This window comes from Collinsella aerofaciens, assembly GCF_040926265.1.
Lineage (GTDB): Bacteria > Actinomycetota > Coriobacteriia > Coriobacteriales > Coriobacteriaceae > Collinsella > Collinsella aerofaciens_BB.
Window position 1 is genome coordinate 1 of sequence record NZ_JBCOIL010000035.1, and the last position, 22,549, is coordinate 22,549.

Below are 22,549 nucleotides of genomic sequence, written 5' to 3' on the forward strand. Positions count from 1 at the left end.
GTGGCTCAGCCCGATGGAGTACCGCAGGAAGCTTGGATACGCCTAGGCGCGGTCCAAGAAATCGTCCGCACCCCCTTCTGCCGCAAACAGGAACTATTCCACCGCAAGTTATAAAAGGGGCATCAGAGATGCGGGGCACCAGGCACTACGGCTACGGGCGCCGGCGTCATGATCCCTCACGCGTCAGCGCCAGGTCCTAGAGGGCTAGACGGATTGCTTCGATAATACGCGCGCAGCGCTGTGTGGCGGCAAGGGGCATGACGGGACTCTCGAGTTTCCCCGCCCGGATGAGCTGGGTCGCATGCTGGATTTCGCCGTAGAAATCATCGACCTCAAACGGGGCATTTATTTCGAGCATTCGTCCGTCGGAGCACTTCACATGGGCGAGTTCGGGGCGATGAAGGCGCTCGATTTCCAACGAGCCCCGCTCGCAGGCAATCGTTAAGCGGCTTTCATATGCTGCTTTGCCGTCGACCACCATATGAATGGGTATACCGCCGACACTCATATGGATCTCATCGGCCCAATCCACTCGGCCGCCCGATACGTCACGCCAGCGAACTTCACGGGACGAAACCTCGCACGCGCCCGCGAGCAAATCCTCAAACCAACCGACCGCATAGCAGCCCATGTCATATAGACAGCCACCCTGCAACGGGTCGAGCAGATAACTCGAAGGAGGCTCACCATAATCGAGTTTTTGCACGCTTTCAATCGAGACAATACGGCCGAGCTCGCCCGACGCAAGCAAGACCTTCACGCGAGTATGCATCGGACAAAACCGATTTTTCATCGCCTCCATAAACGGCACACCGCACTCACGGGAAACGGAGGCGATCGCATGGGCCTCTTCTTCATTCAAAACGGCCGGCTTTTCGCACAGCACGGCCTTTCCCGCGCGCAGTGCCCGACAGACCCAATGCGCATGCATGCCATGTGGAAGAGCCAAGTAGATTGCGTCGACATCGGGGTCGGCAATCAGCGCATCATAAGCCGCATCGCCGCTATCGTCAGCCGTGGCATAACTGTGCGCGGCATCAATCGAAAACGCCCTGCAAAACTCCTCAACATGCGAAGGAGTGCGGCCGGCGGCAGCCACAAGCCGTGCCCCGTCCACCTCCTTGAGCGACGATGCAAATCGATGCGAAATGTGTCCAGCGCCCAAAACGCCCCAACGAACCTCACGCAAATCATCACATGAATCCCGATGGCCCACGACAGCCCCCTTCAGTTGCGGTGAAATAGTTCCTGTCGATGCCTTATTCTGCCGCAAACAGGAACTATTCCACCGCAAGTTATAAAAGGGTCATGAGGAGCGCGTTTTGCCGAAGGCCTTAAGCACCGCCGTCACGGGGCCAGGCTGAAAACGGCGGCGTACGTCGTCCAAGCGCCCGGGGATATCGATGTGCTGCGGGCAATGCCGCGCGCATTTGCCGCACTTGACGCAATTGCTCACCAGCTTGGGCTCGTTCGTCCGCACCGCGCTCGCCGTAAAGTATTGAGACAGCCCCGTAAACCAGCTGTGCGCATAGCTTGCGTTGTAGGCAGCAAAACACCCAGGGATATTGATGCCTTTAGGACACGGCATGCAATAGCCGCATCCCGTGCAGGGCACGCGATTCGATTTTTCAAACTCCCTCAGCACGCGTGCGATGGCATCGAGCTGAGCAGCCGTCATCGAATCCGGCAGGGCCCGATCGGCCAACGCCGCGTTCTCATCCACTTGCGCGATATCGGTCATACCCGAAAGCAGCATCGTCACCTGAGGATGGTTCCACACCCACGAAAGCCCCCAGGCGGCCGGAGTGCGCAAATGCGGGTCACGGGCGCCATCGAGCACAGCGCGTGCCCGCGGCGGAAGTTTGCCCGCTAGACGACCGCCCAGCAGTGGCTCCATCACAAACACCGCGAGCCCGCGCTCCGCAGCCGCCATGAGTCCTGCCGTTCCCGCTTGATAGCGCTCGCCGGCATAGTTGTACTGTATCTGGCAAAAATCCCAGTCATACGCGTCAAGCATTGTCAGGAAATCCGCCGCGCTGCCGTGATACGAAAAGCCAATCTGGAGAATGCGCCCCGCCGCCTTTTGACGCACGATCCAGCCCTCGATGCCCAACGCCACCACACGTTCCCACTGGGCGGGCGAGGTGATGTTGTGCATAAGGTAATAGTCGATACGGTCGGTCCGTAGCCGACGCAGCTGTTCGTCAAAGAAACGGTCGAAATCCTCTGCGCAAGTACACGAAGCGTGCGGCAACTTAGTCGCCAGCAACACCCGGTCGCGCAGTCCCAAGCGCTCAAGCGAGGCGCCCACGCACACCTCGTTGCCGGGATAGAGATACGCGGTATCCAGATAATTAATCCCCTGCTCCACCGCACGGGAAATGATGGCATCGGCCGTCTTCGCATCGGGATGTCCCGGCGCACCGGGAAACCTCATGCAGCCCAGACCCAGAGCAGATATTCGGTTACCACTTTTGGGGTCAACGCGGTATTGCACGGACCCTCCCTTCGCCATCAGCGCTCGGCAAGGCGAAACACAATGGTCACGCGGCCGAAACATCGTGGAATCGCAATCGAGAACGTATCGTAACGCAGCAGAAATCGAGCTGTCACGGCACCGCTTTAACATCAGCAAAAAGCCCGATGAAGGGAGGCGAGCGTGACCACACGTGAGGATGCCCACCCCTATCCCGGCGAGCAATACATCCTCTCGGTCGACCGTTACCAGACCGAGGTCATGGACCATCTGGACGAGCTTCCCGCCACAGGCGCCGTCATCTTCTGCACCTTCCCCAAGGTGCGCGATGGCGTTGGATATCCCGCACGCGTTTTTGCCATCTGCCCCGCGGCATAAGTTCCCATGCGTTTGTTCTTCTAAATTCAGCCTCCGGTGCACGCTACACGCCCCAGCGGCATACAATCCATCAGGCGCCCCGCACGCGGGCGCCTTTTTGTGAGGAGATGATCCACATGCAGATCAACAAGGTCGCCTTTATCGGCAAGGGCGGCGTCGGGCTACTCTACGGCAGCATGATCGCCCAGGCACTCGGCGACGATGCCGTCGAATACGTCATGGACGACGCCCGTTTCGAGCGTCACGCAGACGACGCCCTTACGGTCAACGGCGAGCCCTGCGCACTCAAGTCCGTGCGCGCCAGCGAGGCAACGCCCGCCGATCTGGTCATTCTCACGGTCAAGACGACGGGACTCGACCAGGCGCTCAAGACTATGGAACATATCGTGGGCCCCAATACGCTCATCGCCTCGCTGTGCAACGGCATTACGAGCGAGCAGAAGATTGCCGAGCGCTTTGGCTGGGAGCACACCGTCCTGGGCATCTGCCAAGGCATGGACGCCGTGTTCCTCAACGGAGAGCTCACCTTTACCAATGCGGGCGAAATTCGCTTTGGCGCGGCAGCGGGCACCGAGCCCGCAACCGTTACCACCATCGACGAGCTCTATACGCGCTGCGGCGTCGCCCATACCGTCGAGAGCGACATTGCGCACCGCATGTGGGCCAAACTCATGCTCAACGACGGCATCAACCAGACCTGCATGGCCTACGGCGGGACCTACGGAAGCGCCACGGAGCCGGGCTCCGAGCAGCGTCGCTGCTTTGTTTCCGCCATGCGCGAAACGCTTGCGGTCGCTAACGCCGAGGGCATTGAGCTGACCGAGGCAGACCTGACGCAAATGGTGCACCTCATCGAGGGAATCGACCCCGCCGGTATGCCCTCGATGGCTCAAGACCGCATCGCAAGGCGCAAAACCGAAGTCGAGGAGTTCGCGGGCACCATCTGCCGCCTCGCAGCCAAGCACGATATCCAAGTGCCGCAAAACGATTGGCTCTATCGGCGCATCCGCGATATCGAGAAAAGCTGGTAGCGCCAACGCACCGCATTCAACAGCCTTAACAGCAAAGCCGCCGCAAGGGAACCGTTCCCCCGCGGCGGCTTTCATCTTCGTCTATGACCGGCTGTCAATCTCACAACAGTTAGCGTTGCGATTCCGGAACCTCGTCCTCGTCATCGCGGCAAAGTAGCACGCCGGCGCTTCCCAGCAACGCCGCTGCAATCAAGGCGCCCACAATCACAGGAGCGGCGCCCGTAGCGGACTGCAAGCCGGCAGTTAACACCGCCGTCGGACCAAGGCATCCGATCAAAAGGGCAACGACGGCAATAGCGACATCTCGAGCGTTCATGGAACCACTTCCTCCACGAGAAAGACTTTGTTTCTCGTGACTTAGTGTGCCCCGCGCCCATATGCGCGGCGTACTGCCACGGTAAGCGCTCTGTTAGCTCAAGCATGCACAAAAAACGGACGCCCTTACGTTGCCCAAAGGCTCGGTAAAGACGCCCGCCCGTCATGTCCTATTGGCTTATGGCAGATTACCAACCGGTATAGTAGTCGGTGGTTCCGGCTGCGCAGCCGGAGTCATAGACCTTGCACTCGCCCTTGGAACCGGTAAACGTGGAGCCCTGAGCCTTATCGCCCGCGGCCACGACGTAGTAACCATCGGAATCGCGCCAAAAGCCCTCGGAATCCTGAGTCCACTCGCCCGTGCGGTGATGGTAGAGCACGTTGCTGCTGTAATAGGTCTCACGACGACCGTTATAGTTATTGACGCCGCTCGAGCGCGTCAGGCCCGAGCCGTTCGCGTAATACGCAGCAGACGCGTAAGACGAGCCGGAGCCGGCGTTGTAATACGAAGCCTGAACGGCCTCAGCGGCCTCGGCTTCGGCAGCCGCAGCCTCGAGCGCCTCGCGCTTAGCATCCTCGAGCGCGGAGCGAAGCTCGTCGAGCTCGGCCGACTTCGCGTCGACCTCTTCCATCGTCAAAAGACTGCCCGCACCATCGATACAACCTTGCAGTACAGCGCGCTCGTCATCGGTGGCATAGTCGCCGTACATGTTCATGATGATCTGGGCGCGGACCTCCAGGGAATCGCGCTTGGCCCCCATAGAGGCGTTCCACTCCTGCATGGAGCCAAAGCCGTCGCCGCGATAGTCGACGGGCTGCATCAGCGTCGCCTCGGACGGCGTGGATCCGACCGTATCGGATAGTGTTGCCGCGTGGGCATCAGTTGCGCCGGCGCCCGTCAAAAGTGCCACGGTCAGAGCGGCGGAAAGGGCGGCGGCTTTCGGTTTTCGTGAATCAATCCTCATGTAGCTGGAAACCTCCGTAGTGCGTTTTTGCTGCGTTTGAGCTGCGTGTGATTCGATCGCGCTGCATAGTACCCCGAGCAAATCGCGACCTGCGGTTTTTCTCAAAAGGCGCACGTCATTTGCGTAAAACTCACATCCTCTCAACAGGAGTTTTCCACATCTCGATTGCATAAAGCGTGCCAAAAACCCTGTTTTTGCACCCTCTCTATGCAAAAAAGGCGCCTGTGCGACCATTGTTCGCACAGGCGCCTTGAGCAGGCATTTTATGCAGTTATACCTATCGAGTCGCAAGGGGTCCTTGCACAAGTCGCCTTACTCGTCCAGTGCGGCAAAGGCCTGCTTCAGATCCCAAATGATGTCCTCGGCGTTCTCGGTACCGATGGAAAGACGGATCGTGGAGGGCGTGATGTTCTGCTCGGCGAGCTCCTCGGCAGAGAGCTGGGAGTGCGTGGTGGTAGCCGGGTGCACGACGAGCGACTTGACGTCGGCCACGTTGGCGAGCAGCGAGAACACCTGCAGATGATCGATGAACTTCCAAGCTGCCTCCTGGCCACCCTTAATCTCAAAGGTAAAGATCGAGGCACCGCCGTTGGGGAAGTACTTCTGGTACAGCTCATGGTCGGGATGCTCGGGCAGGCTCGGGTGGTTCACCTTGGCAACGTGGCTGTCACCGGTCAGGAACTCAACGACCTTCTTGGTGTTCTCGACATGACGGTCAACGCGCAGCGACAGAGTCTCGGTGCCCTGGAGCAGGACCCAGGCGTTGAACGGGCTGATGCAGGCGCCCTCGTCACGCAGCAGGATAGCGCGGACATAGGTTGCAAAGGCGGCGGGACCGGCAGCCTCGGCAAACGAAACACCGTGGTAGGAGGGGTTGGGCTCAGCGATCTGGGCGTACTTGCCACTCGCCTTCCAATCGAAGTTACCGCCGTCGACGATCACACCGCCCAGCGAGGTGCCGTGGCCGCCGATAAACTTGGTTGCGGAGTGGACGACGATGTTGGCACCATGCTCCAGCGGACGGAACAGATACGGGGTGCCGAAGGTGTTGTCGACGACAACCGGCAGACCATGCTTCTTGGCGATCTCGGAGATGGCGTCGATGTTGGGGATGTCGGAGTTGGGGTTACCGAGCGTCTCGAGATAGATGACCGTGGTGTTGTCCTTGATGGCGCCCTCGACCTCGTCCAGGTTATGGGCATCGACGAAGGTGGTCTCGACACCAAACTGGGAAAGCGTGTGCTCCAGCAGGTTGTAGGAACCGCCGTAGATGGTCTTCTGGGCGACCACGTGGTCACCAGCCTGGGCAAGTGCCTGCAGGGTATAGGTGATGGCAGCGGCACCGGAGGCGACGGCAAGACCGGCCACGCCACCCTCGAGCGCGGCGATACGGTCCTCGAAGACGCCCTGGGTGGAGTTGGTCAGACGGCCGTAGATGTTACCGGCGTCGGCAAGACCAAAGCGGTCGGCGGCGTGCTGGGAGTTGCGGAACACATAGCTCGTGGTTTGATAGATAGGCACAGCACGGGAGTCGGATGCAGGATCGGCGCTCTCCTGGCCAACGTGCAGCTGCAGGGTATCGAAACCAAAGGTGTGCTCGGGGTTGTTGATAAACTGGCTCATGATGATCTCCTTGATCGAACAAAAGTAATAAGAGTAAGAGAAGTAAGTCGCTGTCTCCTGATCACGCCGACGGGCGCAAACAGGAGCCCGGCATTCGTCTTGGTAAGCAATTCATATGCGGGCCTCCTTTCGCATCCCGGTTCCGTGGTCGGCTTAATTACCTACAGCCTTTGTGTGTTTTGAATAGTACGAGCATTGTTTCCCTCGGTCAATCACTTAAAAGCGCTAATCTGTTATCTGTTTTATAGATAGCAATCGAGAGGATGGCGTCGATGACCCTTCAGCAGCTTCGTTTTCTGATTGCCGTGGCAGAGTCCGGCTCAATCAACGCTGCAGCCCAGCGCCTCTATACCGCTCAGTCCAACATCTCAAACGCCGTCAAAAGCCTGGAACAGGAGCTCCATCTGGAGATCTTTACGCGCTCCAGCCGCGGCGTCACGCTCACCAACGACGGCACCGAGCTTTTGGGCTATGCGCGCCAGGTCGTAGAGCAGGCCGACATGCTCGAGGCACGCTACGAGGACGGCGGCACACCCCAGGCGCGCCTTGCCGTCTCGGCCCAGCACTACGCGTTTTCGGTCGAGACCTTTGTCAACGTCGTCGAGCGCTGCCGCGACAGCAAGTTCGAGTTCATCATGCGCGAGACCACCACGGCGCAGATCATCGACGACGTCCGTGCGTTTCGCAGCGATATCGGCATTCTGTATCTGGATGACTTTAACGCCCGCGTTCTGCAGAAGGCCTTCGCCGATGCCCGAGCGAGCTTTCATCCCCTCTTTGATGCGAAGGTCCACGTGTTCGTCAGCAAACGCCACCCGCTCGCACGCCGCTCGCAGCTGTCCCTTGCCGACCTCACGCCCTATACGCGCTACAGCTTTGAGCAAGGCACCTCGAACTCCTTCTATTACGCCGAGGAACCGTTTAGCTATATTCCCTGCAACCGCAATATCCGCGTATCCGACCGCGGGACGCTCACCAACCTGCTTATCACCTCGAACGGCTATGCGCTGTCGACCGGCGTACTCTCCAGCGAAATGCAGTGGGGCATGGCCTCGATCCCCCTGGCAGACGCCCCGACGATGCATGTGGGCTACATCATGCATGACGACCGCAAACCCTCTCCCCTCTTGCAGCAATACCTCGACGAGCTCAACCGCATCATCCATGCCAACCAACTGTCGGAAGACGGGGTAGAAATCGTAGATTGCTAGCCCCCGGCGGGCATGGCGCTACAATGGTCACTCACGCGAAACGTACCCAACGAAAGGAACCATGTGAAGGTCATCATCTATACCGACGGCTCGGCCCGATCAAATCCGGGACGTGGCGGCTACGGCGCCGTGCTCAAATACACCAACCCCGCCGGCAAGACCTTCACCTCTGAGCTTTCGCGCGGCTACGCCAAGACCACCAACAACCGCATGGAGCTCATGGCGGTCATCGTGGCACTCGAGGCGCTCAACCGCCCCTGCGACGTCGAAGTCCATTCCGATTCGCAGTACGTCGTCAACGCCTTCAACAAGCACTGGATTGACGGATGGAAAAAACGCGGCTGGAAGACCGCCAACAAGCAGCCTGTCAAGAACCGCGACCTGTGGGAGCGTCTGCTTGCCGCAAAGAGCAAGCATAAGGTGGAGTTCATCTGGGTTAAGGGTCACGCCGGCCATGAGCTCAACGAGCGCTGCGACGAGCTTGCCACCACGGCGGCCGACGGCAGCAACCTCGATATCGACACCGGCTTTAACGAGAGCGACCTGTAATAGCGTTTTCGCGCAGCTTTATATCCCCACGCGCTACACTCATCCTGTAGACCAAACAACGCAAGGGGGACGTATGCTGCGCATCGCGACCATCGGCACATCCATGATTACCGACGACTTTATCCAGGTCGTCAACGCCAACGACCAAGCCGCGTTTGTGGGCACGCTCTCGCGCGACGCAGATCGCGGCACCGCCTTCACCGCTAAGCACGGCGGCGAGCGTAACTTCACCGCACTTGACGAGCTTGCGTCCGCTGCCGACGTCGACGCCGTCTATATCGGCAGCCCCAACGCACTTCACTACGAGCAGGCCCTTGCCTGCATCGCCGGTGGCAAGCACGTCATCGTCGAGAAGCCCTTCTGCGCCACCGAGGCGCAGGCGCTGGAAGTCTTCCGCGCTGCCGAGGCAGCAGGTGTCGTGGCCCTCGAGGCCATGCGCCCGCTCCATGACCCCGCTTTCCACGCCATCGAGGACGCCCTGGGCGAGATTGCGCCCATTCGTCGTGCCTCATTGCGCTTTGGCAAGTATTCCTCGCGCTACAACGAGATTCTCGCGGGACGCTCCACCAATATCTTCGACTGCAATATGGCATCGGGTTCCCTCATGGACATTGGCGTCTACACCGTCGAGCCCATGGTCGAGATTTTCGGCATGCCCTCCGGCCTTACGAGCATGGCTACTCTGCTCGACCCCACCACGCGACAGCTCACGCACGGCCCCATCGACGGCTGCGGTTCCATACTCGCCAGCTATGGCGGAGGCCGCATCTCCGTCGAGCTCGCGCACTCCAAAATTACGAATGACCTGCTGCCCTCGCAGATCGAAGGCGAGCGTGGCACTATCCAGATCGACCATCTGTCCACGCCCCGCAACGTCCGCATCGACTATCGCGGCGATGTCGTACGCGGCTCGGCGACCGAGGCACCGCGCGAACAGGACGACAACGGCCGCGTGCTCGACCTGCCCAAATCGAGCAACACTATGGAATACGAACTCACAGACTTTATCACCGCCATCGGCGGCATCGATAACGTTAAGGAAGAGATTTGGGAGACCCCGGCAGGACGCCACGAGCTTGGCCACTACCGCGATGTCACACTCGTCTCACTGCGCATCATGGATGCCGTGCGCCAGCAGGCCGGCATAACCTTCCCGGCCGACGCAGGCAAGCAGGCATAGCTATGGGCCTCTTCGATACGTTCTTCTCCAGCGTCGCCGGCGGCGGCCGCGAACCCCAAAAGCCTTCTGGCGTCGAGCTCGAGCTGCGCCGTAGGCTCACCGTGCTCGCAAGTGACGAGGCCACTCAAGACGCCCCGCAGCGCTATTTCCTGCGGTGGGAGGGGCAGGTCCAGGGCGTCGGTTTCCGCTTCACCAACACCAACCTCGCACAGGCGCGCTCCCTCACCGGCTGGGTACGTAACATGGAAGACGGTTCAGTCGAGATGGAGATACAGGGAGCTCCGGCGAACATCCTATCTCATCTCGAGGCGCTTCATGCCTCCTACGAGCGCATGGGAACGCGTTTTCGCCTCGCAGACGCCCAGACCCGAGCCCCACTTGCCAATGAAGACGGTTTCATTCCTCGTTATTAGTATTGTGTGCTAAATACGGTATCATTTACCTACGACCGTTGATAGAAAAGAGGCGAGGCGCATGGCGGTGCAAAGAAGGAATACCAGGCAGCGAAAGCTGGTTCTTGACGCCGTGCGCCAAAGCTATAACCATCCCACCGCCGACGAAATCTACAACGCCGTGCGCGAACAGGATGACAAGATCAGCCGCGGCACGGTCTACCGCAACCTCAATCTCTTGGCAGATGCCGGCGAGATTCTCTCCATCAAGACGCCGGGCGGCAGCCGCTTCGATCGCACGATCGAGCCGCATGCGCATATCATCTGCACCTCATGCAGCCGCGTCATCGACGTACCGCTCCCCTTCGATGCCCAGCTCGACGCCAAAGCGTCCGAGCAAATCGGCTGGCACGTCACGTCGCACTACACCATCTTCGAGGGTCTCTGCCCCGACTGCCGGTAGATGTTTGGAACATGCCTTAAAATCCACCTTTCCGCACTTTGCAGCAAAAAGTAGATTTCTAGACATGTCCCAAATGTCTACTCAGCAAGTAGACGACGCAGCTCTTCTTCGACCGTGCGCACGTAGCGGACGCGGTCGTTGATGCCACGCATAGAGGGATTGCAGCTCTCCATCAGATAGGGATGGCCCACGACGTTGAGCATGTCGCGATCGTTCTCATTGTCACCAAACGCCATCATCTCATCGGGCGAAATCCCCAGGGCACGACCGTAATCGGCAAGCGCGGAGCCCTTGCCCGAACCGAAACCGATAAAGTCCGTCCATTCGGTTCCCGACGTCATGACATCGACTCGGTCACTAAAGAGGCGCTCGAAATACTCCAGGGCCGCCGGCTGCTCCACCTCGGGCGTCTGGAAAGCAATCTTAATGACGTCCTCGTCAATGTCCTCGGGACGGTCGACCACCACCACATCGCAGTGGACCTCATAGCGCAAATGGTCGACGAACGCATCGTTGCCGCTCATGGTGTAGAGGTGCCCCTCGCACGAAAGGGTCACGTCGGCATGGGGATACGCAACCACGGCATTCGCGATATCCATAGCAAGGCTACGCTCCATGGAACGCTTGACAACGGCACGCCCCTCGCTCATCACCAGGGCTCCGTTTTCGCATACATAGGCGAGCTCATCGGCCACCGGGGCAAACAGATAGCGCAAGCTCGCATATTGACGGCCGCTCGCCGGCATAAACACGATACCGCGACGATGCAGTTCATCGATGAGCCCAAAGGCCTCGGAACGCGGCTCGCGCTCCCCCGGATGCAGCAAAGTGCCGTCCAAATCGCATGCAATCAGCTTGATTCCCTCAAGACCCATATGCTTCCCCCAAAGCCTCTTATCAACAGCAAGACGGACTTTGATTGGTCGCCCCTCAAAGCGCGTCTTGCGCATACGCGCGCTTAGCCGCGCGTCTTTTTTACGATGGTAAAGTCGGGAGCCATGCTCACGACGACCTCCGCCGCACTCGACGCAAAGCGTCGGCTGGCATCGAGCTCGCGCAAGACCACCGAGAGCCGAACACCCTCGACACCCCGGAGCATGCGGCCCAAAACAGGCTGCACCGGCGTATACATGCGCACGGTATGCTCGTCCGAGTCGCCTCGGAAGAGCGGCGCATGCATGTTGCCGATCTCCCAGCACGCATGCGCGAGTGCAATCGGATCCATGCGGTCGACTTCGACCAAATAAACCTCGGCGCTGCGCAGGCGCACGACAACCGCCACGGGCACCACGCCCGAACGGTCGATGGCGAGCACGTCGCCATCGGCAAGACGACCGCCGTCGGCAGTATCCAGCCGAACATCGACCGTGCACCCCAGCTCCGTCGCGCCCACAAACGCACATACATCGGCCTGGTCCCAATCGAGCAGCAGTTCATCGACCTCAAAGACACCGCCCAGCTCCCGGCGAAGCAAAAGCTCATAGGACGGATCGTTGAGATTTCCCAAGCATGTCGTCGAAACCAAGCGTTCAGGCATACTCTAACCCTCGACCTCGACGAGCTCGATATCAAAGTTGAGATCCTTGCCGGCGAGCTCGTGATTGGCGTCGAGCGTCACGGCCTCGGACGTCACGTCGATGACAACGGCAGGGACAGGCATGCCGCTCGGCGTGGACAGGAAGAGCTTCATGCCCTTCTCGATCTGCTCGATGTTGGGAACCTGCTCGGCCGGGAAGGTAATAACCATCTCGGGATTGTGCTCACCGTAGGCATCGGCAGCAGGAATGTGTACAGACTTCTTCTCGCCGACCTGCATATCAATAACGGCAGCGTCGAAGCCCTTGATCATCTGACCGGCACCGCAGGTGAACTCCAGCGGCTCGCCGCGATCGTAAGAGCTATCGAACTGCGTGCCGTCGTCGAGCGTGCCACGATAATGGGTCTTAACCTTCTTGCCCTGGTTGGACATGGTAACCTCCGTAATAAGGGCGGCACACAACGCGAGCCGCCATGAACATATGGCGCTAACTATACCCTAGTCATACAATTCAAAGGCAGTTTGCAAAGAAACGCTGCAACCGGAGGAACCATGGCATATCCCGTATTTGACTTGCACTGCGACACCGCCGACCGCATCGGCTGGGCCACACTCGATCTTGACCTGCGCTTTACCGCGGGCACCGACGGCTATTTCCCCGGCGACGAGACGCACCCGCAGGATTTCGACCTCATCGAGGGCAACGCCTGCGCCATCTCGCTCGCAAAGATCGGCAAAACTCCGTGGGCACAGTGCTTCGCCACGTTTGTCCCCGACGAGATTCCCGCCGCCCACGCAGCGCGCTTCCAGGCGCAGATCATGGCGCATATGAGTGGCCAGGCCATGCTCAATCACGACCGCATGGTCAACGTGCGCAGAGCCGCAGACATTCGCCCCGCGCTCAAAGACGGCAAGATCGCCTGCATCCACACCATCGAAAACGCCACGTTCTTTGCCGAGGACCCCGCGCTGATCGAGGTGCTCAAGAGCCTGGGCGTACTCATGTCATCGCTCAGCTGGAACGCGCAGGGACCGCTCGCGAGTGGACACGATACCCACGCCGGCTTCACCGCCGCCGGCATTGAGGCACTTACGCAGATGGAGCACGCCGGCATGGTACTCGACGTCTCCCACCTCAACGACGAGTGCTTTGACGAGGTTGTCGCCCACGCCACGCGCCCCTTCGTCGCCAGCCACTCCAACTCCCGTGCGGTTTGCGGCGTCAAGCGCAACCTCACCGACGACCAGTTCCGCACCATTCGCGACATGGGCGGCATCGTCGGCCTCAACTACTGCAGCGAGTTCCTATCCAACGAAGCAACCGACGAGACCGCCGCAGATGTCACCTTCGACCAGCTGGCGGCACATATCGAACATTGGCTCGACCTGGGCGGCGAGGACACCATCGCGCTCGGCGGCGACTGGGACGGCGCCACGGTGCCCGCTTTCCTCTCCGATGCCAGCATGATGCCCGAGTTCCAGAACATGCTTTCCAAGCATTTTGGCAAGACCGTGATGCAGAAGCTCTGTAGCGACAACGCGCTTGCCTTCTTTGAGCGTTATTAATTTCACATCCCTTGAGCGGGCCGGCATGCCGAACGGTCGACATGCCGGCCCGTCCCCAATCTGAAGGACCGCTTTTGACGCAGCAATTTACGATTTCCATATCCCGACCGGATGGGACGCCCATCTCCGTCGTCGTTACCAAAAAGCGCGTCAAAAACTTCAACCTACGCGTCACATCAAGCGGTGAGGTCCACGCCAGCGCACCGCTCGGCGCCAGCCGCGAGCGCATCGAGGCATTTGTGAAGCGCAACAGCACCTGGATTGTCAGCCGACTTGCCCAGCGCGAGCAACATCAGGCGACGGCGCGAGAGCCGCTCAGCACCTCGTCCGTCATTGCACTTTGGGGCAAGCCCATCACGGTACAGGATGCACTCGATCACAACTTTGCATCACCCGCGCCGCGGCCCAAGCAGGCCACCTTCGCAAGCTTTATGGGTACCGACGAATCGGACGAAGGCCCACAGGCCAAGCGGCGCGCAATCCTCGACGGCCTAACGTCCGACGAGCTCCAAGCCCACATCAGCCAGCTTTATACGACCGAGGTCACCGCAGCGCTACGCGACATGGTGCACGCATACGAAATCTCAATGAGTGTCACCGTTTCCCGTGTCTCCGTGCGCAGCATGAAAACACGCTGGGGATCATGCACGCCCAAGACCGGAGCTATTCGCATCGCGCGCGAGCTCGCAGCCTACCCCGTCGAATGCCTCGACATGGTTGTCGCCCACGAGCTCGTCCACTTGCTCGAGCCAAGCCACAATCAGCGGTTTCACGCCCTGCTCGACACGTACTGCCCCAACAATAGAGCTCTGTCGCAGCGGCTCAAGCAGCCACCCATAGAAACGTATTAGAACCGGTTAGCGCACGCGCTCGATCTCGACACCGCAACTTGCCAGGGGCAGGCCAACAGGAGCCCACGGCTTATCGAGCTTTATGCGCACACCAAGCAGCGAGGGATAGCGGCGCAGCAGCATCTGGGCTGTCCCCTCGGCTGCCGCCTCGATGAGTTTAAACGTATGCTCGCGCAGATAGCCATCGACATCGTGGCACACCGAGCCATAGTCAATCGAGGCGTCCAGGTTATCGTGCTCCCCCGCCGCGCGCAGGTCGGCATAGAGCACCAGAGAAACGACGAACTTCTGACCCAGCGCGTTCTCCTCGGGATACACGCCGTGGTTGGCAAAAACCTCAAGGCCGTCAATGACAATACGATCGGCATGGCGCAAATCGTCATAGCTCACGTGGGGTACCGCCGTTGCGGTGGATATTTCGCCCCTTCCACGGCGGGCGAGCTCGGCGCCTTCAGTCTTGGTTGCATTCTCGGGCAGTTTCTTGTTGCTCATCGCGATCGTCTCCTTCGTTTAGAACCCCGACCGCGCTAACTAACTACACGCGAATCGACAGGTTCTTTTTATCATCGCTCCAGTTGCAAGCATTGCGCGCGGGGCATGCAAAGCAGGCGCGCGACGCTTTGTCGGCTGCATAGAGCAGCCGCTCAAGCGGTTGGCTGTTCACGCGCAGCTTTCGATGGCCCAGAATGGCCGTCTTAATTGCTGCGGCATCGGCCGGCTCAAACGCCACGCCATCGGGCATGCCGGCGAGTATTGCATCGGCGACGCGCTCGCTTGCAACATCATGGGATATACCCGATTCATACTGTTCATCTTTGCCGATATCGTGAAGAAGTGCCGTAGCGTAGATGACCTCGCGGTCAAATTCGAGCTCTTCCTCGAGATTCTTGATCCACATAATGCGAGCGACATCGAGCAGATGGTCAATACCGTGACGGCAGAAGATGCGACCCGATTCCAACTGTGCAATGTTGCCCAGGTGCCGCCGGAACAGCCCGTTGGCACAAATGTAATCAATGCGAGGCATGGCACCAAAAGGCGCTAGGCCCGAAGCCATAAAACCGCGACGTGGCGTTCCCTCGTCAGTATTCGATGCAAAGTCGTTGACGACCCTCATGGTTAGCGGCCCAGCATCCTAAAGAAACGCTCCTCGAGCGCGGGATCGGTCTCAAAGACGCCGCGGCGAGCGAGCGTCACGGTCTTGGTGCCAGGCTTTTGCACGCCACGCATGGTCATACACATATGCTCAGCTTCCATGAGCACAATCGCTCCCTGGGGAGCGAGATACTCCATGAGGGCATCGGCAACCTGTGCACACAGCTGCTCCTGCAGCTGCAGACGACGGGCATAGACCTCAACCGTGCGAGCAAGCTTGGAAAGCCCGGCCACCCGACCGTTAGGGATATAACCAATGGCGGCCTTGCCATAAAACGGCAGCAGATGATGTTCGCACAGCGAGTAGAACGTGATGTCGCGCTCGATAACCAAATCGTTCGAAGCGACGGCAAAGGTTTTGGACAGGTGCTCCTCGGCACTCTGGTCCATACCGCCGGCGATCTCACCATACATACGGGCAACGCGCGCCGGGGTCTCCAGCAGGCCCTCACGAGTTGGGTCCTCGCCTATGCCCTCAAGCAACAGCTTAATGGCGGCCTCGACTTTTTCCTGATCGACCATCTGGACCTCACTTTTCCGATTTTGCGTTCGCGCTATGGTACCACGCCCTCCGGCATCGGCCACAAGCTACATAGTATGGGTCGAATAGACCGGATCATCACGCCAAAGTTCAACCGCATCACAAAGCGCAACGCCCTCGCGCTCAGCACGGGCGCGCGTAGCGTTCATATCGATCACGCGCTGATTGCTCGAGCCCCTAAAGCGCAACGAGATATCGTACAGGTCCTGAACAAACGGGCCGTCCACCAACATATCAAGACAGGTAAGGATACGGTCCGTCACCTCGGTATGATGACGGCCGCCCGGCATAAGTTCCTCGAGCACGTCGCCGGTAAAGCACCAAATGGTCTTCCCCGACTCCACAGGATAGGCCGCACGCACGCGTTCGATAAAGTCAACGAGACCCGCCTGATTCTCGGGTTCCATGGGCTCGCCACCCAGAATCGTCAGGCCATCAATAAAGGGATGGTCAAGACTGTCGATAATCTTGTCCTCGACGGCACGGTCGAACGGTTCACCCGCGGCAAAGTCCCACGCGACGGAGTTAAAGCAATTCTTGCACCCACGACGGCACCCACTCACAAACAGAGAAGTACGAACACCTTCCCCATCAGCAATGTCGAAATACTTAATGTTCGCGTAGTTCATAGGTAACTCTCCCGGGAGGCCGGGACATATCATCCCGTCCTCAAACATTCTCGGCCTGCGGCCTGCGAAACTGCGGGCGGGACGATATGTCCCGGCCTCATGCAAAGGTTAACTCAATGAACGAAGCGAACATCGAGTATAGGGTTCGAGGTCCAATAAAAACTTTGTTGCAGCCCAACCGTCATCGCAAGCAAAACGTTGTTGCAAGTCAACTCATTTCCGCTAAGAACTTCGAGAAGTGAGCAGACCGCATGCTGCATCTCAACTACGTCAACTTGGCTGAACCGAGAGGGCCGCTTGGGCTTTTGCTCGATATGAGTTCCGCACGCAAAGAAGGCCACTTAATGTGGCCTTCGTCTTACGCAGGACTGTCCGAAATAGCGAGCAAATGCCCAAGCGGCCCTCTCGGTTCAGCCCCGGAGCGGTATTAGAGATGCAGCACGCGGTCGCGGATCTCCTCGGTTCGACCCTGGTTCCAGAATTGAGTACCGATGTAGCCGCACGTACGACGGGCGACATTCATCTTCTCCTGATCGCGGTTGCCGCAGTTGGGGCACTCCCACACCAGCTTGCCGTCATCCTCGACAATCTTGATCTCGCCGTCATAGCCGCACACCTGGCAGTAATCGCTCTTGGTGTTGAGCTCGGCATACATGATGTTGTCGTAGATGTACTGCATCACGCGAATGACAGCCTTAAGGTTGTCCTGCATGTTGGGAACCTCGACGTAGGAGATGGCACCGCCCGGCGAAAGCTGCTGGAACATGCCCTCAAACTTGAGCTTATCGAAAGCATCAATCTCCTCGGACACATGGACGTGGTAGCTGTTGGTAATGTAGCCCTTGTCCGTCACACCCGGAATAATGCCAAAACGGCGCTGCAGGCACTTGGCGAACTTGTAGGTCGTCGACTCAAGCGGGGTGCCGTACAGTGAGAAGTCGATATCGCTTTCGGCCTTCCACTCGGCGCATTTGTCGTTCATGTGCTGCATGACGGCCATGGCAAACGGCGTGCCTTCCTTCTCGGTGTGGCTGTGGCCCGTCATGTACTTGACGCACTCATACAGACCGGCATACCCCAGGCTGATGGTGGAATAGCCGCCCACGAGCAGTTTGTCGATCGTCTCGCCCTTCTTAAGGCGCGCCAGGGCGCCGTACTGCCACAGAATCGGTGCGGCATCCGAAAGCGTGCCCATCAGGCGCTCATGACGGGACAGCAGGGCACGATGGCACAGCTCAAGGCGCTCGTCGAAGATCTTCCAGAACTTGTCCATGTCCTGATGCGAGCTCAGTGCGACATCGGGCAGGTTGATGGTCACAACACCCTGGTTAAAGCGGCCATAGTACTTAGGTTTGGTCGGGTCATAGTTCAGCGCGTTGGCAACATTGTTAAAGCCGTTGCCCGAACGGTCGGGCGTCAGGAAGCTGCGGCAACCCATGCAGGTGTAGCAATCGCCATTGCCGGCGGTCTCACCCTTAGACAGCTTGAGCTCACGCATCTTCTTCTCAGAGATGTAGTCGGGCACCATGCGCTTGGCGGTGCACTTGGCAGCCAGCTGGGTCAGGTAGAAGTACGGGGAATTCTCGTGAACGTTATCGTCCTCGAGCACGTAGATAAGCTTGGGGAATGCCGGGGTAATCCACACGCCAGCCTCGTTCTTAACGCCCTCGTAGCGCTGGCGAAGCGTCTCCTCCACGATCATGGCAAGGTCGTGCTTCTCCTGAGGCGTACGGGCCTCGTTGAGATACATAAAGACCGTCACGAACGGCGCCTGGCCATTCGTGGTCATAAGGGTCACGACCTGATACTGAATCGTCTGGACGCCGCGACGGATCTCGTCACGCAGACGGTCCTCAACGACCTCACGGACCTTCTCGGCAGACGCAGAGACGCCAAGCTCCTCGAGCTCGCGGGCAACCTCGCCGCGAATCTTCTGACGGCTCACCTCGACAAACGGAGCCAGGTGGGTCAGCGAAATCGACTGGCCGCCATACTGGGAAGAGGCGACCTGGGCGATAATCTGCGTCGCGATATTGCAAGCAGTCGAGAAGCTGTGCGGCTTCTCGATCAGCGTGCCCGAGATAACGGTGCCGTTCTGGAGCATATCCTCCAGGTTCACCAGGTCACAGTTATGCATGTGCTGGGCAAAGTAGTCCGAATCGTGGAAGTGAATCAGGCCCTCGTTGTGGGCATCCACGATCTCCTGGGGCAGCAGCACGCGCTGCGTCAGGTCCTTGGAAATCTCGCCGGCCATGTAGTCGCGCTGGACGGAGTTGACGGTCGGGTTCTTGTTGGAGTTCTCCTGCTTGACCTCTTCGTTATTGCACTCAATCAGCGACAGGATCTTGTCATCGGTCGTGTTCTTCTGGCGCTTCAGGCTCTGAACATAGCGGTAGATGATGTAGTGGCGAGCGACCTCGTAGCAGTCGAGACGCATAATCTCGTCCTCGACCAGATCCTGGATCTCCTCGACCGATACGGTGTGGCCGGCCTTCTCACATGCCTCGGCGACGTTTTGTGCCGCATAGATCACCTGGCGGTCGGTAAGGCGAGAGCCTTCCTCGACCTCCAAGTTTGCGGCGCGGATCGCATTGACGATCTTATCGATGTCAAAGGTAACCTCGGTGCCGCTGCGCTTGATGATCTTCATCCTCTTGCCTCTTTCGCATCGTAGCCTCATTGCGCTTCAGGGCCAAACGATGCCCGGCAGGGCTTGCCCCTGTCTTGCGGCGCCGTCGCGCAATCTGTGTTCTCGATAACCATAGGCCCTCATGCGGACAATCCTCGCAGCCATTCAAGGGGCCCAAAGATCTATCCAAATGGGGCGAATAAGGTTCTCGTTCTCTGTCCGCCATCTATCATACGACAAAGAGGCATCTATATCCTGTATTCTTTTTTTAGGTCAAACACAACATATAGTGTTTCAGCAGGTCAAAGCAATTGGTCAATTTGCAGACGCATTATAAATGAAAGCCTCTTGGCAGACTGCTAAAACGTTATCAACCCAACTACCTGCACAGCAGTTTTGAAACCCCCTCAACCGTGCCGCCGCCAAATAGCACCAAAACCAAGCCGCTCACGCCAAAAGAATCCAAAAGATTATGCTTGACCAACATGTTGCGGTCATGATGGGCCAGGACACATGCAATCTGCCGGCACCCCTACGGGATGCGAAGACCATCGCGTAGGGACCTTGGATCAATATTTGATGACTTATTTGGCGGCGCGCTTGGTGGCAAAAAACAAAACAGCCCAGAGGACATAGCCTCTGAGCTGCGAACATTTGGTGGGCGTTAGAAGATTTGAACTTCTGACCTCTTCCGTGTCAGGGAAGCGCTCTCCCCCTGAGCTAAACGCCCAAATGGAGCGGACAACGGGGCTCGAACCCGCGACCCCAACCTTGGCAAGGTTGTGCTCTACCAACTGAGCCATGTCCGCTTACGAGGATTAATCTTACGTGATGCCCGCATCCTATGCAAGAACTTTTTTTGAAAAGTTTTGCGACGCCCTCGCGAACCTCGCGAAGACATCAGCCACCACGGAAGGCGCAGGCAAACGCAAACTCGCCGCAAGAGGCCCTTACATCTCACCGAGCATGATCCAGGCAGAGCTGTCCTGCGCGAGTCTGCCGTCTGCAAGCGCTGATGAGGTGAGCAGGACCCTGCCCGCCGGCAGCTCCACGGGTGCTGCACCGAAGTTCGTCACGCACGCCCAGCCGTTATCGCGGCGATAGGCGATGACGCCGCCCTCAGCGCCCTCGGCACCATCCGCAAGACCGGTGCGCCCGTCAAGATCGAGCCACGCAAGATCGTTGGCGCACCCGCGCAGCTTGCGCCGCAGCCAGAGGGCGTCACGATAGAGCGCAAGCATCGATGTCGGGTCCGTTTCTTCCCTATCGGCAGCATAATCGGAAAACCATGCAGGCTGCGGCAGATGGGGCGCCGCATCAGCGTCCGCCGGCGAAAACCCAAACGATCCGCCCTGCGCGGGATCGTCCGCCGCTACCCACGGCAGGGGCACACGACAGCCGTCGCGCCCCTTCTCGCGCTTCGGTCCGCGCGTATTGGTTGCACTGGGATCTTCGAGTGCAGTCCACGGGATATCAGCCACCTCAAAAAGACCGAGCTCCTCACCCTGATACACGTATGCCGAGCCCGGAAGCGCCAGTTCAAGCAAAAGAGCGCCCGCGCGCGGCGCTCGCCGAGTTCACGGTCCTCGTCATAAGACGACCCGTCGCGTAAGAGCCAGTCGAGCGCAATCTGGTGGTAGCGCGTCGCCTTGATTTGCGGCAGGGCATAGCGCGTCGCCACGCGCGGCACGTCGTGGTTGGAGAGTACCCAGGTCGAGGCGGAATCGGATTCGATAGCTGCCTTCAAGCCCTCCTCGATTGCAGCGTGCATGTCATCATAGGTCCAAGTGGCCTTGGCAAACTCAAAGTTGAATGTCTGGCCAAGCTCGCTGGGACGCGCATAGAGATACTGGCGCTCAGGCAGCACCCACGCCTCGGCAACGGCGCTGCGCGGCGGATTATAGCGGTCGAACACGCGGCGCCACTCGCGATAGATCTCGTGGACCTCGTTGCGGTCCCACAGCGGATGGGCGCCGTCGTCAACCATGTCATCGCCCTCGGCGAGATGCCACCGGTCGAGGTCATCGCGGTCGAGATCCTTGGCGAGACCGTGCGCCACATCGATGCGAAAGCCATCGACGCCTCGATCGCTCCAAAACGCCAGGACGTCGCAAAAGAACGCGTGAACCTCGGGGCATGACCAGTCAAAGTCCGGCTGCTCGGGCGTAAACATATGCAGATACCATTGACCGTCCGCAACACGCGTCCAGGCGGGGCCGCCAAAGATGGCATTCCAATTGGTGGGAGGCAGCTCGCCATGCTCGCCGCGACCATCGCGGAAGATATAACGGGCGCGCTCGGGCGATCCGGGGCCGGCGGCAAGAGCGGCTTTGAACCAGGGGTGCTGGTTGGATGAATGGTTGGGCACGATATCGACGATGACCTTGATGCCGCGCGCGTGAGCCGCAGCGATCATGTCATCGAAGTCGTCAAGCGAGCCGAGACGTGGGTCGACATCGCAGTAGTCCGCCACATCATAGCCGCCATCGACAAGAGGCGAAGGGTAAAACGGGCTCAGCCAGATGGCCTCGATGCCCAGCCGCTCAAGATAGTCCATCTGCTGGGTAATGCCCGCGATATCGCCCAGACCCGAACCGGTCGAATCCTTAAACGAACGCGGGTAGATCTGATAGATCGCGGCATCGGACATCCATGAGCGCGAAGAGGACCTTTCTGCAGCCATGGGGTGAGCCTCCCTTGCAACGAGGTTTTGCGAGATGCCCACGATGATACGCCCAAAGCTGTCATTCGAGGCAAACAACGCCACAGCCACACCCCAAAACGCTCGCTCCCTCTCGGGCTCGAGCCTCCTGGGACGAATCGATCGATTAGTGAAAAGAACGGAAGACTCACTCCCCCGGCCACAACAGCGAGCGGGCTCCGGGTGCCCCAGGTTGCCGCGAAAGAGGAGGGAAGCGTACTTTATGTACGCGACCGACGATTGAGGGGGCAAGATGGGGTGCCCGGGGCTCGCGCAGCGTCAATCAGAACCACCCTTAAAAAGGGTGGTTTGCTCTTAGGGTATAACCCACGGGCCCCGGGCTCGCGTCTAAAGGCG

At 59.2% G+C, this 22,549-nt stretch carries 23 protein-coding genes, 2 tRNA genes and 1 pseudogene; 9 read left to right on the plus strand and 17 right to left on the minus strand.

Annotated features, from left to right (window positions below; genetic code table 11):
• Window positions 1-196 precede the first annotated feature (196 nt).
• Window positions 197-1,216 (minus strand): Gfo/Idh/MocA family protein, encoded by a 1,020-nt coding sequence (locus AB5767_RS09230; protein WP_239057663.1) that lies wholly within the window; start codon window positions 1,214-1,216, stop codon window positions 197-199.
• A gap of 90 nt (window positions 1,217-1,306) precedes the next feature.
• Entirely contained in the window at window positions 1,307-2,497 is a 1,191-nt protein-coding gene (locus AB5767_RS09235) for an aldo/keto reductase (RefSeq protein WP_368132228.1), read from the minus strand.
• Between the two features lie 162 nt (window positions 2,498-2,659).
• Between AB5767_RS09235 and AB5767_RS09240 the strand changes: the two genes are divergently transcribed.
• Both AB5767_RS09240 and AB5767_RS09245 read left to right on the plus strand, forming a co-directional pair.
• Entirely contained in the window at window positions 2,660-2,854 is a 195-nt protein-coding gene (locus AB5767_RS09240) for a cyclase family protein (RefSeq protein WP_368132229.1), read from the plus strand.
• A 116-nt stretch (window positions 2,855-2,970) separates the two neighbouring features.
• Window positions 2,971-3,885 (plus strand): ketopantoate reductase family protein, encoded by a 915-nt coding sequence (locus tag AB5767_RS09245; RefSeq protein WP_040358404.1) that lies wholly within the window; start codon window positions 2,971-2,973, stop codon window positions 3,883-3,885.
• Between the two features lie 109 nt (window positions 3,886-3,994).
• Here the strand turns inward: AB5767_RS09245 and AB5767_RS09250 are convergent, their stop codons facing one another.
• The 3 genes from AB5767_RS09250 to AB5767_RS09260 all read right to left on the minus strand — a co-directional run bounded on the left by AB5767_RS09250 (window position 3,995) and on the right by AB5767_RS09260 (window position 6,788).
• A complete protein-coding gene (locus AB5767_RS09250) occupies window positions 3,995-4,201 on the minus strand; it encodes a hypothetical protein (RefSeq protein ID WP_006234393.1) in 207 nt (68 codons plus the stop codon).
• Window positions 4,202-4,388: 187 nt separating this feature from the next.
• A complete protein-coding gene (locus tag AB5767_RS09255; RefSeq protein WP_147350682.1) occupies window positions 4,389-5,165 on the minus strand; it encodes a hypothetical protein in 777 nt (258 codons plus the stop codon).
• 312 nt (window positions 5,166-5,477) lie between these two features.
• A complete protein-coding gene (locus AB5767_RS09260; protein WP_368132230.1) occupies window positions 5,478-6,788 on the minus strand; it encodes an O-acetylhomoserine aminocarboxypropyltransferase/cysteine synthase family protein in 1,311 nt (436 codons plus the stop codon).
• Between the two features lie 272 nt (window positions 6,789-7,060).
• Here AB5767_RS09260 and AB5767_RS09265 point away from each other — a divergent pair, with 272 nt between their 5' ends.
• From AB5767_RS09265 to AB5767_RS09285, 5 genes are all read left to right on the plus strand, one after another.
• Window positions 7,061-7,999, plus strand: a complete 939-nt coding sequence (locus AB5767_RS09265; RefSeq protein WP_368132231.1) for a LysR family transcriptional regulator — start codon at window positions 7,061-7,063, stop codon at window positions 7,997-7,999.
• Window positions 8,000-8,011: 12 nt separating this feature from the next.
• Window positions 8,012-8,548, plus strand: coding sequence for a ribonuclease HI (gene rnhA / locus AB5767_RS09270; protein ID WP_368132232.1), 537 nt, complete (start codon window positions 8,012-8,014; stop codon window positions 8,546-8,548).
• Between the two features lie 73 nt (window positions 8,549-8,621).
• The gene (locus AB5767_RS09275; protein ID WP_368132233.1) at window positions 8,622-9,728 is read left to right on the plus strand and encodes a Gfo/Idh/MocA family protein; all 1,107 of its coding nucleotides are present in this window, start codon (window positions 8,622-8,624) and stop codon (window positions 9,726-9,728) included.
• A 2-nt stretch (window positions 9,729-9,730) separates the two neighbouring features.
• Window positions 9,731-10,141 (plus strand): acylphosphatase, encoded by a 411-nt coding sequence (locus AB5767_RS09280; RefSeq protein WP_368132234.1) that lies wholly within the window; start codon window positions 9,731-9,733, stop codon window positions 10,139-10,141.
• A gap of 61 nt (window positions 10,142-10,202) precedes the next feature.
• Window positions 10,203-10,583 carry a Fur family transcriptional regulator gene (locus AB5767_RS09285; RefSeq protein ID WP_171025146.1) on the plus strand — a complete coding sequence of 127 codons (381 nt, stop codon included), beginning with the start codon at window positions 10,203-10,205 and terminating at the stop codon, window positions 10,581-10,583.
• 77 nt (window positions 10,584-10,660) lie between these two features.
• Here AB5767_RS09285 and AB5767_RS09290 read toward each other — a convergent pair whose 3' ends face one another.
• The 3 genes from AB5767_RS09290 to AB5767_RS09300 all read right to left on the minus strand — a co-directional run bounded on the left by AB5767_RS09290 (window position 10,661) and on the right by AB5767_RS09300 (window position 12,552).
• Window positions 10,661-11,458 carry an HAD-IIB family hydrolase gene (locus AB5767_RS09290; protein ID WP_368132235.1) on the minus strand — a complete coding sequence of 266 codons (798 nt, stop codon included), beginning with the start codon at window positions 11,456-11,458 and terminating at the stop codon, window positions 10,661-10,663.
• Between the two features lie 83 nt (window positions 11,459-11,541).
• Complete coding sequence (locus AB5767_RS09295; protein ID WP_368132236.1) at window positions 11,542-12,120, minus strand: urease accessory protein UreE; 579 nt, start codon at window positions 12,118-12,120, stop codon at window positions 11,542-11,544.
• A gap of 3 nt (window positions 12,121-12,123) precedes the next feature.
• Window positions 12,124-12,552, minus strand: a complete 429-nt coding sequence (locus tag AB5767_RS09300) for an FKBP-type peptidyl-prolyl cis-trans isomerase (RefSeq protein ID WP_368132237.1) — start codon at window positions 12,550-12,552, stop codon at window positions 12,124-12,126.
• Window positions 12,553-12,672: 120 nt separating this feature from the next.
• Between AB5767_RS09300 and AB5767_RS09305 the strand changes: the two genes are divergently transcribed.
• Both AB5767_RS09305 and AB5767_RS09310 read left to right on the plus strand, forming a co-directional pair.
• Window positions 12,673-13,686, plus strand: coding sequence for a dipeptidase (locus AB5767_RS09305; protein ID WP_368132238.1), 1,014 nt, complete (start codon window positions 12,673-12,675; stop codon window positions 13,684-13,686).
• 74 nt (window positions 13,687-13,760) lie between these two features.
• Window positions 13,761-14,537, plus strand: a complete 777-nt coding sequence (locus AB5767_RS09310; protein ID WP_368132239.1) for a M48 family metallopeptidase — start codon at window positions 13,761-13,763, stop codon at window positions 14,535-14,537.
• A 6-nt stretch (window positions 14,538-14,543) separates the two neighbouring features.
• Here AB5767_RS09310 and folB read toward each other — a convergent pair whose 3' ends face one another.
• The 9 genes and pseudogenes from folB to AB5767_RS09355 form a co-directional block, all read right to left on the minus strand.
• A complete protein-coding gene (folB, locus tag AB5767_RS09315; RefSeq protein ID WP_253056441.1) occupies window positions 14,544-15,029 on the minus strand; it encodes a dihydroneopterin aldolase in 486 nt (161 codons plus the stop codon).
• Between the two features lie 43 nt (window positions 15,030-15,072).
• Window positions 15,073-15,654 carry an HD domain-containing protein gene (locus tag AB5767_RS09320; RefSeq protein WP_368132240.1) on the minus strand — a complete coding sequence of 194 codons (582 nt, stop codon included), beginning with the start codon at window positions 15,652-15,654 and terminating at the stop codon, window positions 15,073-15,075.
• A gap of 2 nt (window positions 15,655-15,656) precedes the next feature.
• Entirely contained in the window at window positions 15,657-16,214 is a 558-nt protein-coding gene (gene folE, locus AB5767_RS09325; RefSeq protein ID WP_152067921.1) for a GTP cyclohydrolase I FolE, read from the minus strand.
• Window positions 16,215-16,280: 66 nt separating this feature from the next.
• On the minus strand, window positions 16,281-16,862 hold the full coding sequence (gene nrdG / locus AB5767_RS09330; protein ID WP_368132241.1) for an anaerobic ribonucleoside-triphosphate reductase activating protein: 582 nt from the start codon (window positions 16,860-16,862) through the stop codon (window positions 16,281-16,283).
• Between the two features lie 427 nt (window positions 16,863-17,289).
• On the minus strand, window positions 17,290-19,512 hold the full coding sequence (gene nrdD, locus AB5767_RS09335; protein WP_368132943.1) for an anaerobic ribonucleoside-triphosphate reductase: 2,223 nt from the start codon (window positions 19,510-19,512) through the stop codon (window positions 17,290-17,292).
• Between the two features lie 634 nt (window positions 19,513-20,146).
• Window positions 20,147-20,221, minus strand: a tRNA-Val gene (locus AB5767_RS09340).
• Between the two features lie 3 nt (window positions 20,222-20,224).
• A tRNA-Gly gene (locus AB5767_RS09345) sits at window positions 20,225-20,300 on the minus strand.
• Between the two features lie 141 nt (window positions 20,301-20,441).
• Window positions 20,442-21,005: an alpha-amylase family glycosyl hydrolase gene (locus AB5767_RS09350; protein WP_438265979.1), complete on the minus strand. Its 564-nt coding sequence runs from the start codon at window positions 21,003-21,005 to the stop codon at window positions 20,442-20,444.
• Window positions 21,006-21,205: 200 nt separating this feature from the next.
• A pseudogene (locus AB5767_RS09355) lies at window positions 21,206-22,174 on the minus strand (alpha-amylase family glycosyl hydrolase); the annotation flags it as partial.
• Window positions 22,175-22,549 lie beyond the last annotated feature (375 nt).

What these genes read in the sequence shown, in the direction of transcription:
- AB5767_RS09300 (WP_368132237.1), bottom strand. Translation starts at nt 12,552, where the DNA reads ATGTCCAACCAGGGCAAGAAGGTTAAGACCCATTATCGTGGCACGCTC.
- AB5767_RS09305 (WP_368132238.1), top strand. Translation starts at nt 12,673, where the DNA reads ATGGCATATCCCGTATTTGACTTGCACTGCGACACCGCCGACCGCATC.
- AB5767_RS09260 (WP_368132230.1), bottom strand. Translation starts at nt 6,788, where the DNA reads ATGAGCCAGTTTATCAACAACCCCGAGCACACCTTTGGTTTCGATACC.
- AB5767_RS09280 (WP_368132234.1), top strand. Translation starts at nt 9,731, where the DNA reads ATGGGCCTCTTCGATACGTTCTTCTCCAGCGTCGCCGGCGGCGGCCGC.
- rnhA (WP_368132232.1), top strand. Translation starts at nt 8,012, where the DNA reads ATGGCGCTACAATGGTCACTCACGCGAAACGTACCCAACGAAAGGAAC.
- AB5767_RS09295 (WP_368132236.1), bottom strand. Translation starts at nt 12,120, where the DNA reads ATGCCTGAACGCTTGGTTTCGACGACATGCTTGGGAAATCTCAACGAT.
- AB5767_RS09265 (WP_368132231.1), top strand. Translation starts at nt 7,061, where the DNA reads ATGACCCTTCAGCAGCTTCGTTTTCTGATTGCCGTGGCAGAGTCCGGC.
- AB5767_RS09320 (WP_368132240.1), bottom strand. Translation starts at nt 15,654, where the DNA reads ATGAGGGTCGTCAACGACTTTGCATCGAATACTGACGAGGGAACGCCA.
- AB5767_RS09250 (WP_006234393.1), bottom strand. Translation starts at nt 4,201, where the DNA reads ATGAACGCTCGAGATGTCGCTATTGCCGTCGTTGCCCTTTTGATCGGA.
- nrdG (WP_368132241.1), bottom strand. Translation starts at nt 16,862, where the DNA reads ATGAACTACGCGAACATTAAGTATTTCGACATTGCTGATGGGGAAGGT.
- AB5767_RS09255 (WP_147350682.1), bottom strand. Translation starts at nt 5,165, where the DNA reads ATGAGGATTGATTCACGAAAACCGAAAGCCGCCGCCCTTTCCGCCGCT.
- AB5767_RS09245 (WP_040358404.1), top strand. Translation starts at nt 2,971, where the DNA reads ATGCAGATCAACAAGGTCGCCTTTATCGGCAAGGGCGGCGTCGGGCTA.
- AB5767_RS09275 (WP_368132233.1), top strand. Translation starts at nt 8,622, where the DNA reads ATGCTGCGCATCGCGACCATCGGCACATCCATGATTACCGACGACTTT.
- AB5767_RS09290 (WP_368132235.1), bottom strand. Translation starts at nt 11,458, where the DNA reads ATGGGTCTTGAGGGAATCAAGCTGATTGCATGCGATTTGGACGGCACT.
- folE (WP_152067921.1), bottom strand. Translation starts at nt 16,214, where the DNA reads ATGGTCGATCAGGAAAAAGTCGAGGCCGCCATTAAGCTGTTGCTTGAG.
- nrdD (WP_368132943.1), bottom strand. Translation starts at nt 19,512, where the DNA reads ATGAAGATCATCAAGCGCAGCGGCACCGAGGTTACCTTTGACATCGAT.
- folB (WP_253056441.1), bottom strand. Translation starts at nt 15,029, where the DNA reads ATGAGCAACAAGAAACTGCCCGAGAATGCAACCAAGACTGAAGGCGCC.
- AB5767_RS09285 (WP_171025146.1), top strand. Translation starts at nt 10,203, where the DNA reads ATGGCGGTGCAAAGAAGGAATACCAGGCAGCGAAAGCTGGTTCTTGAC.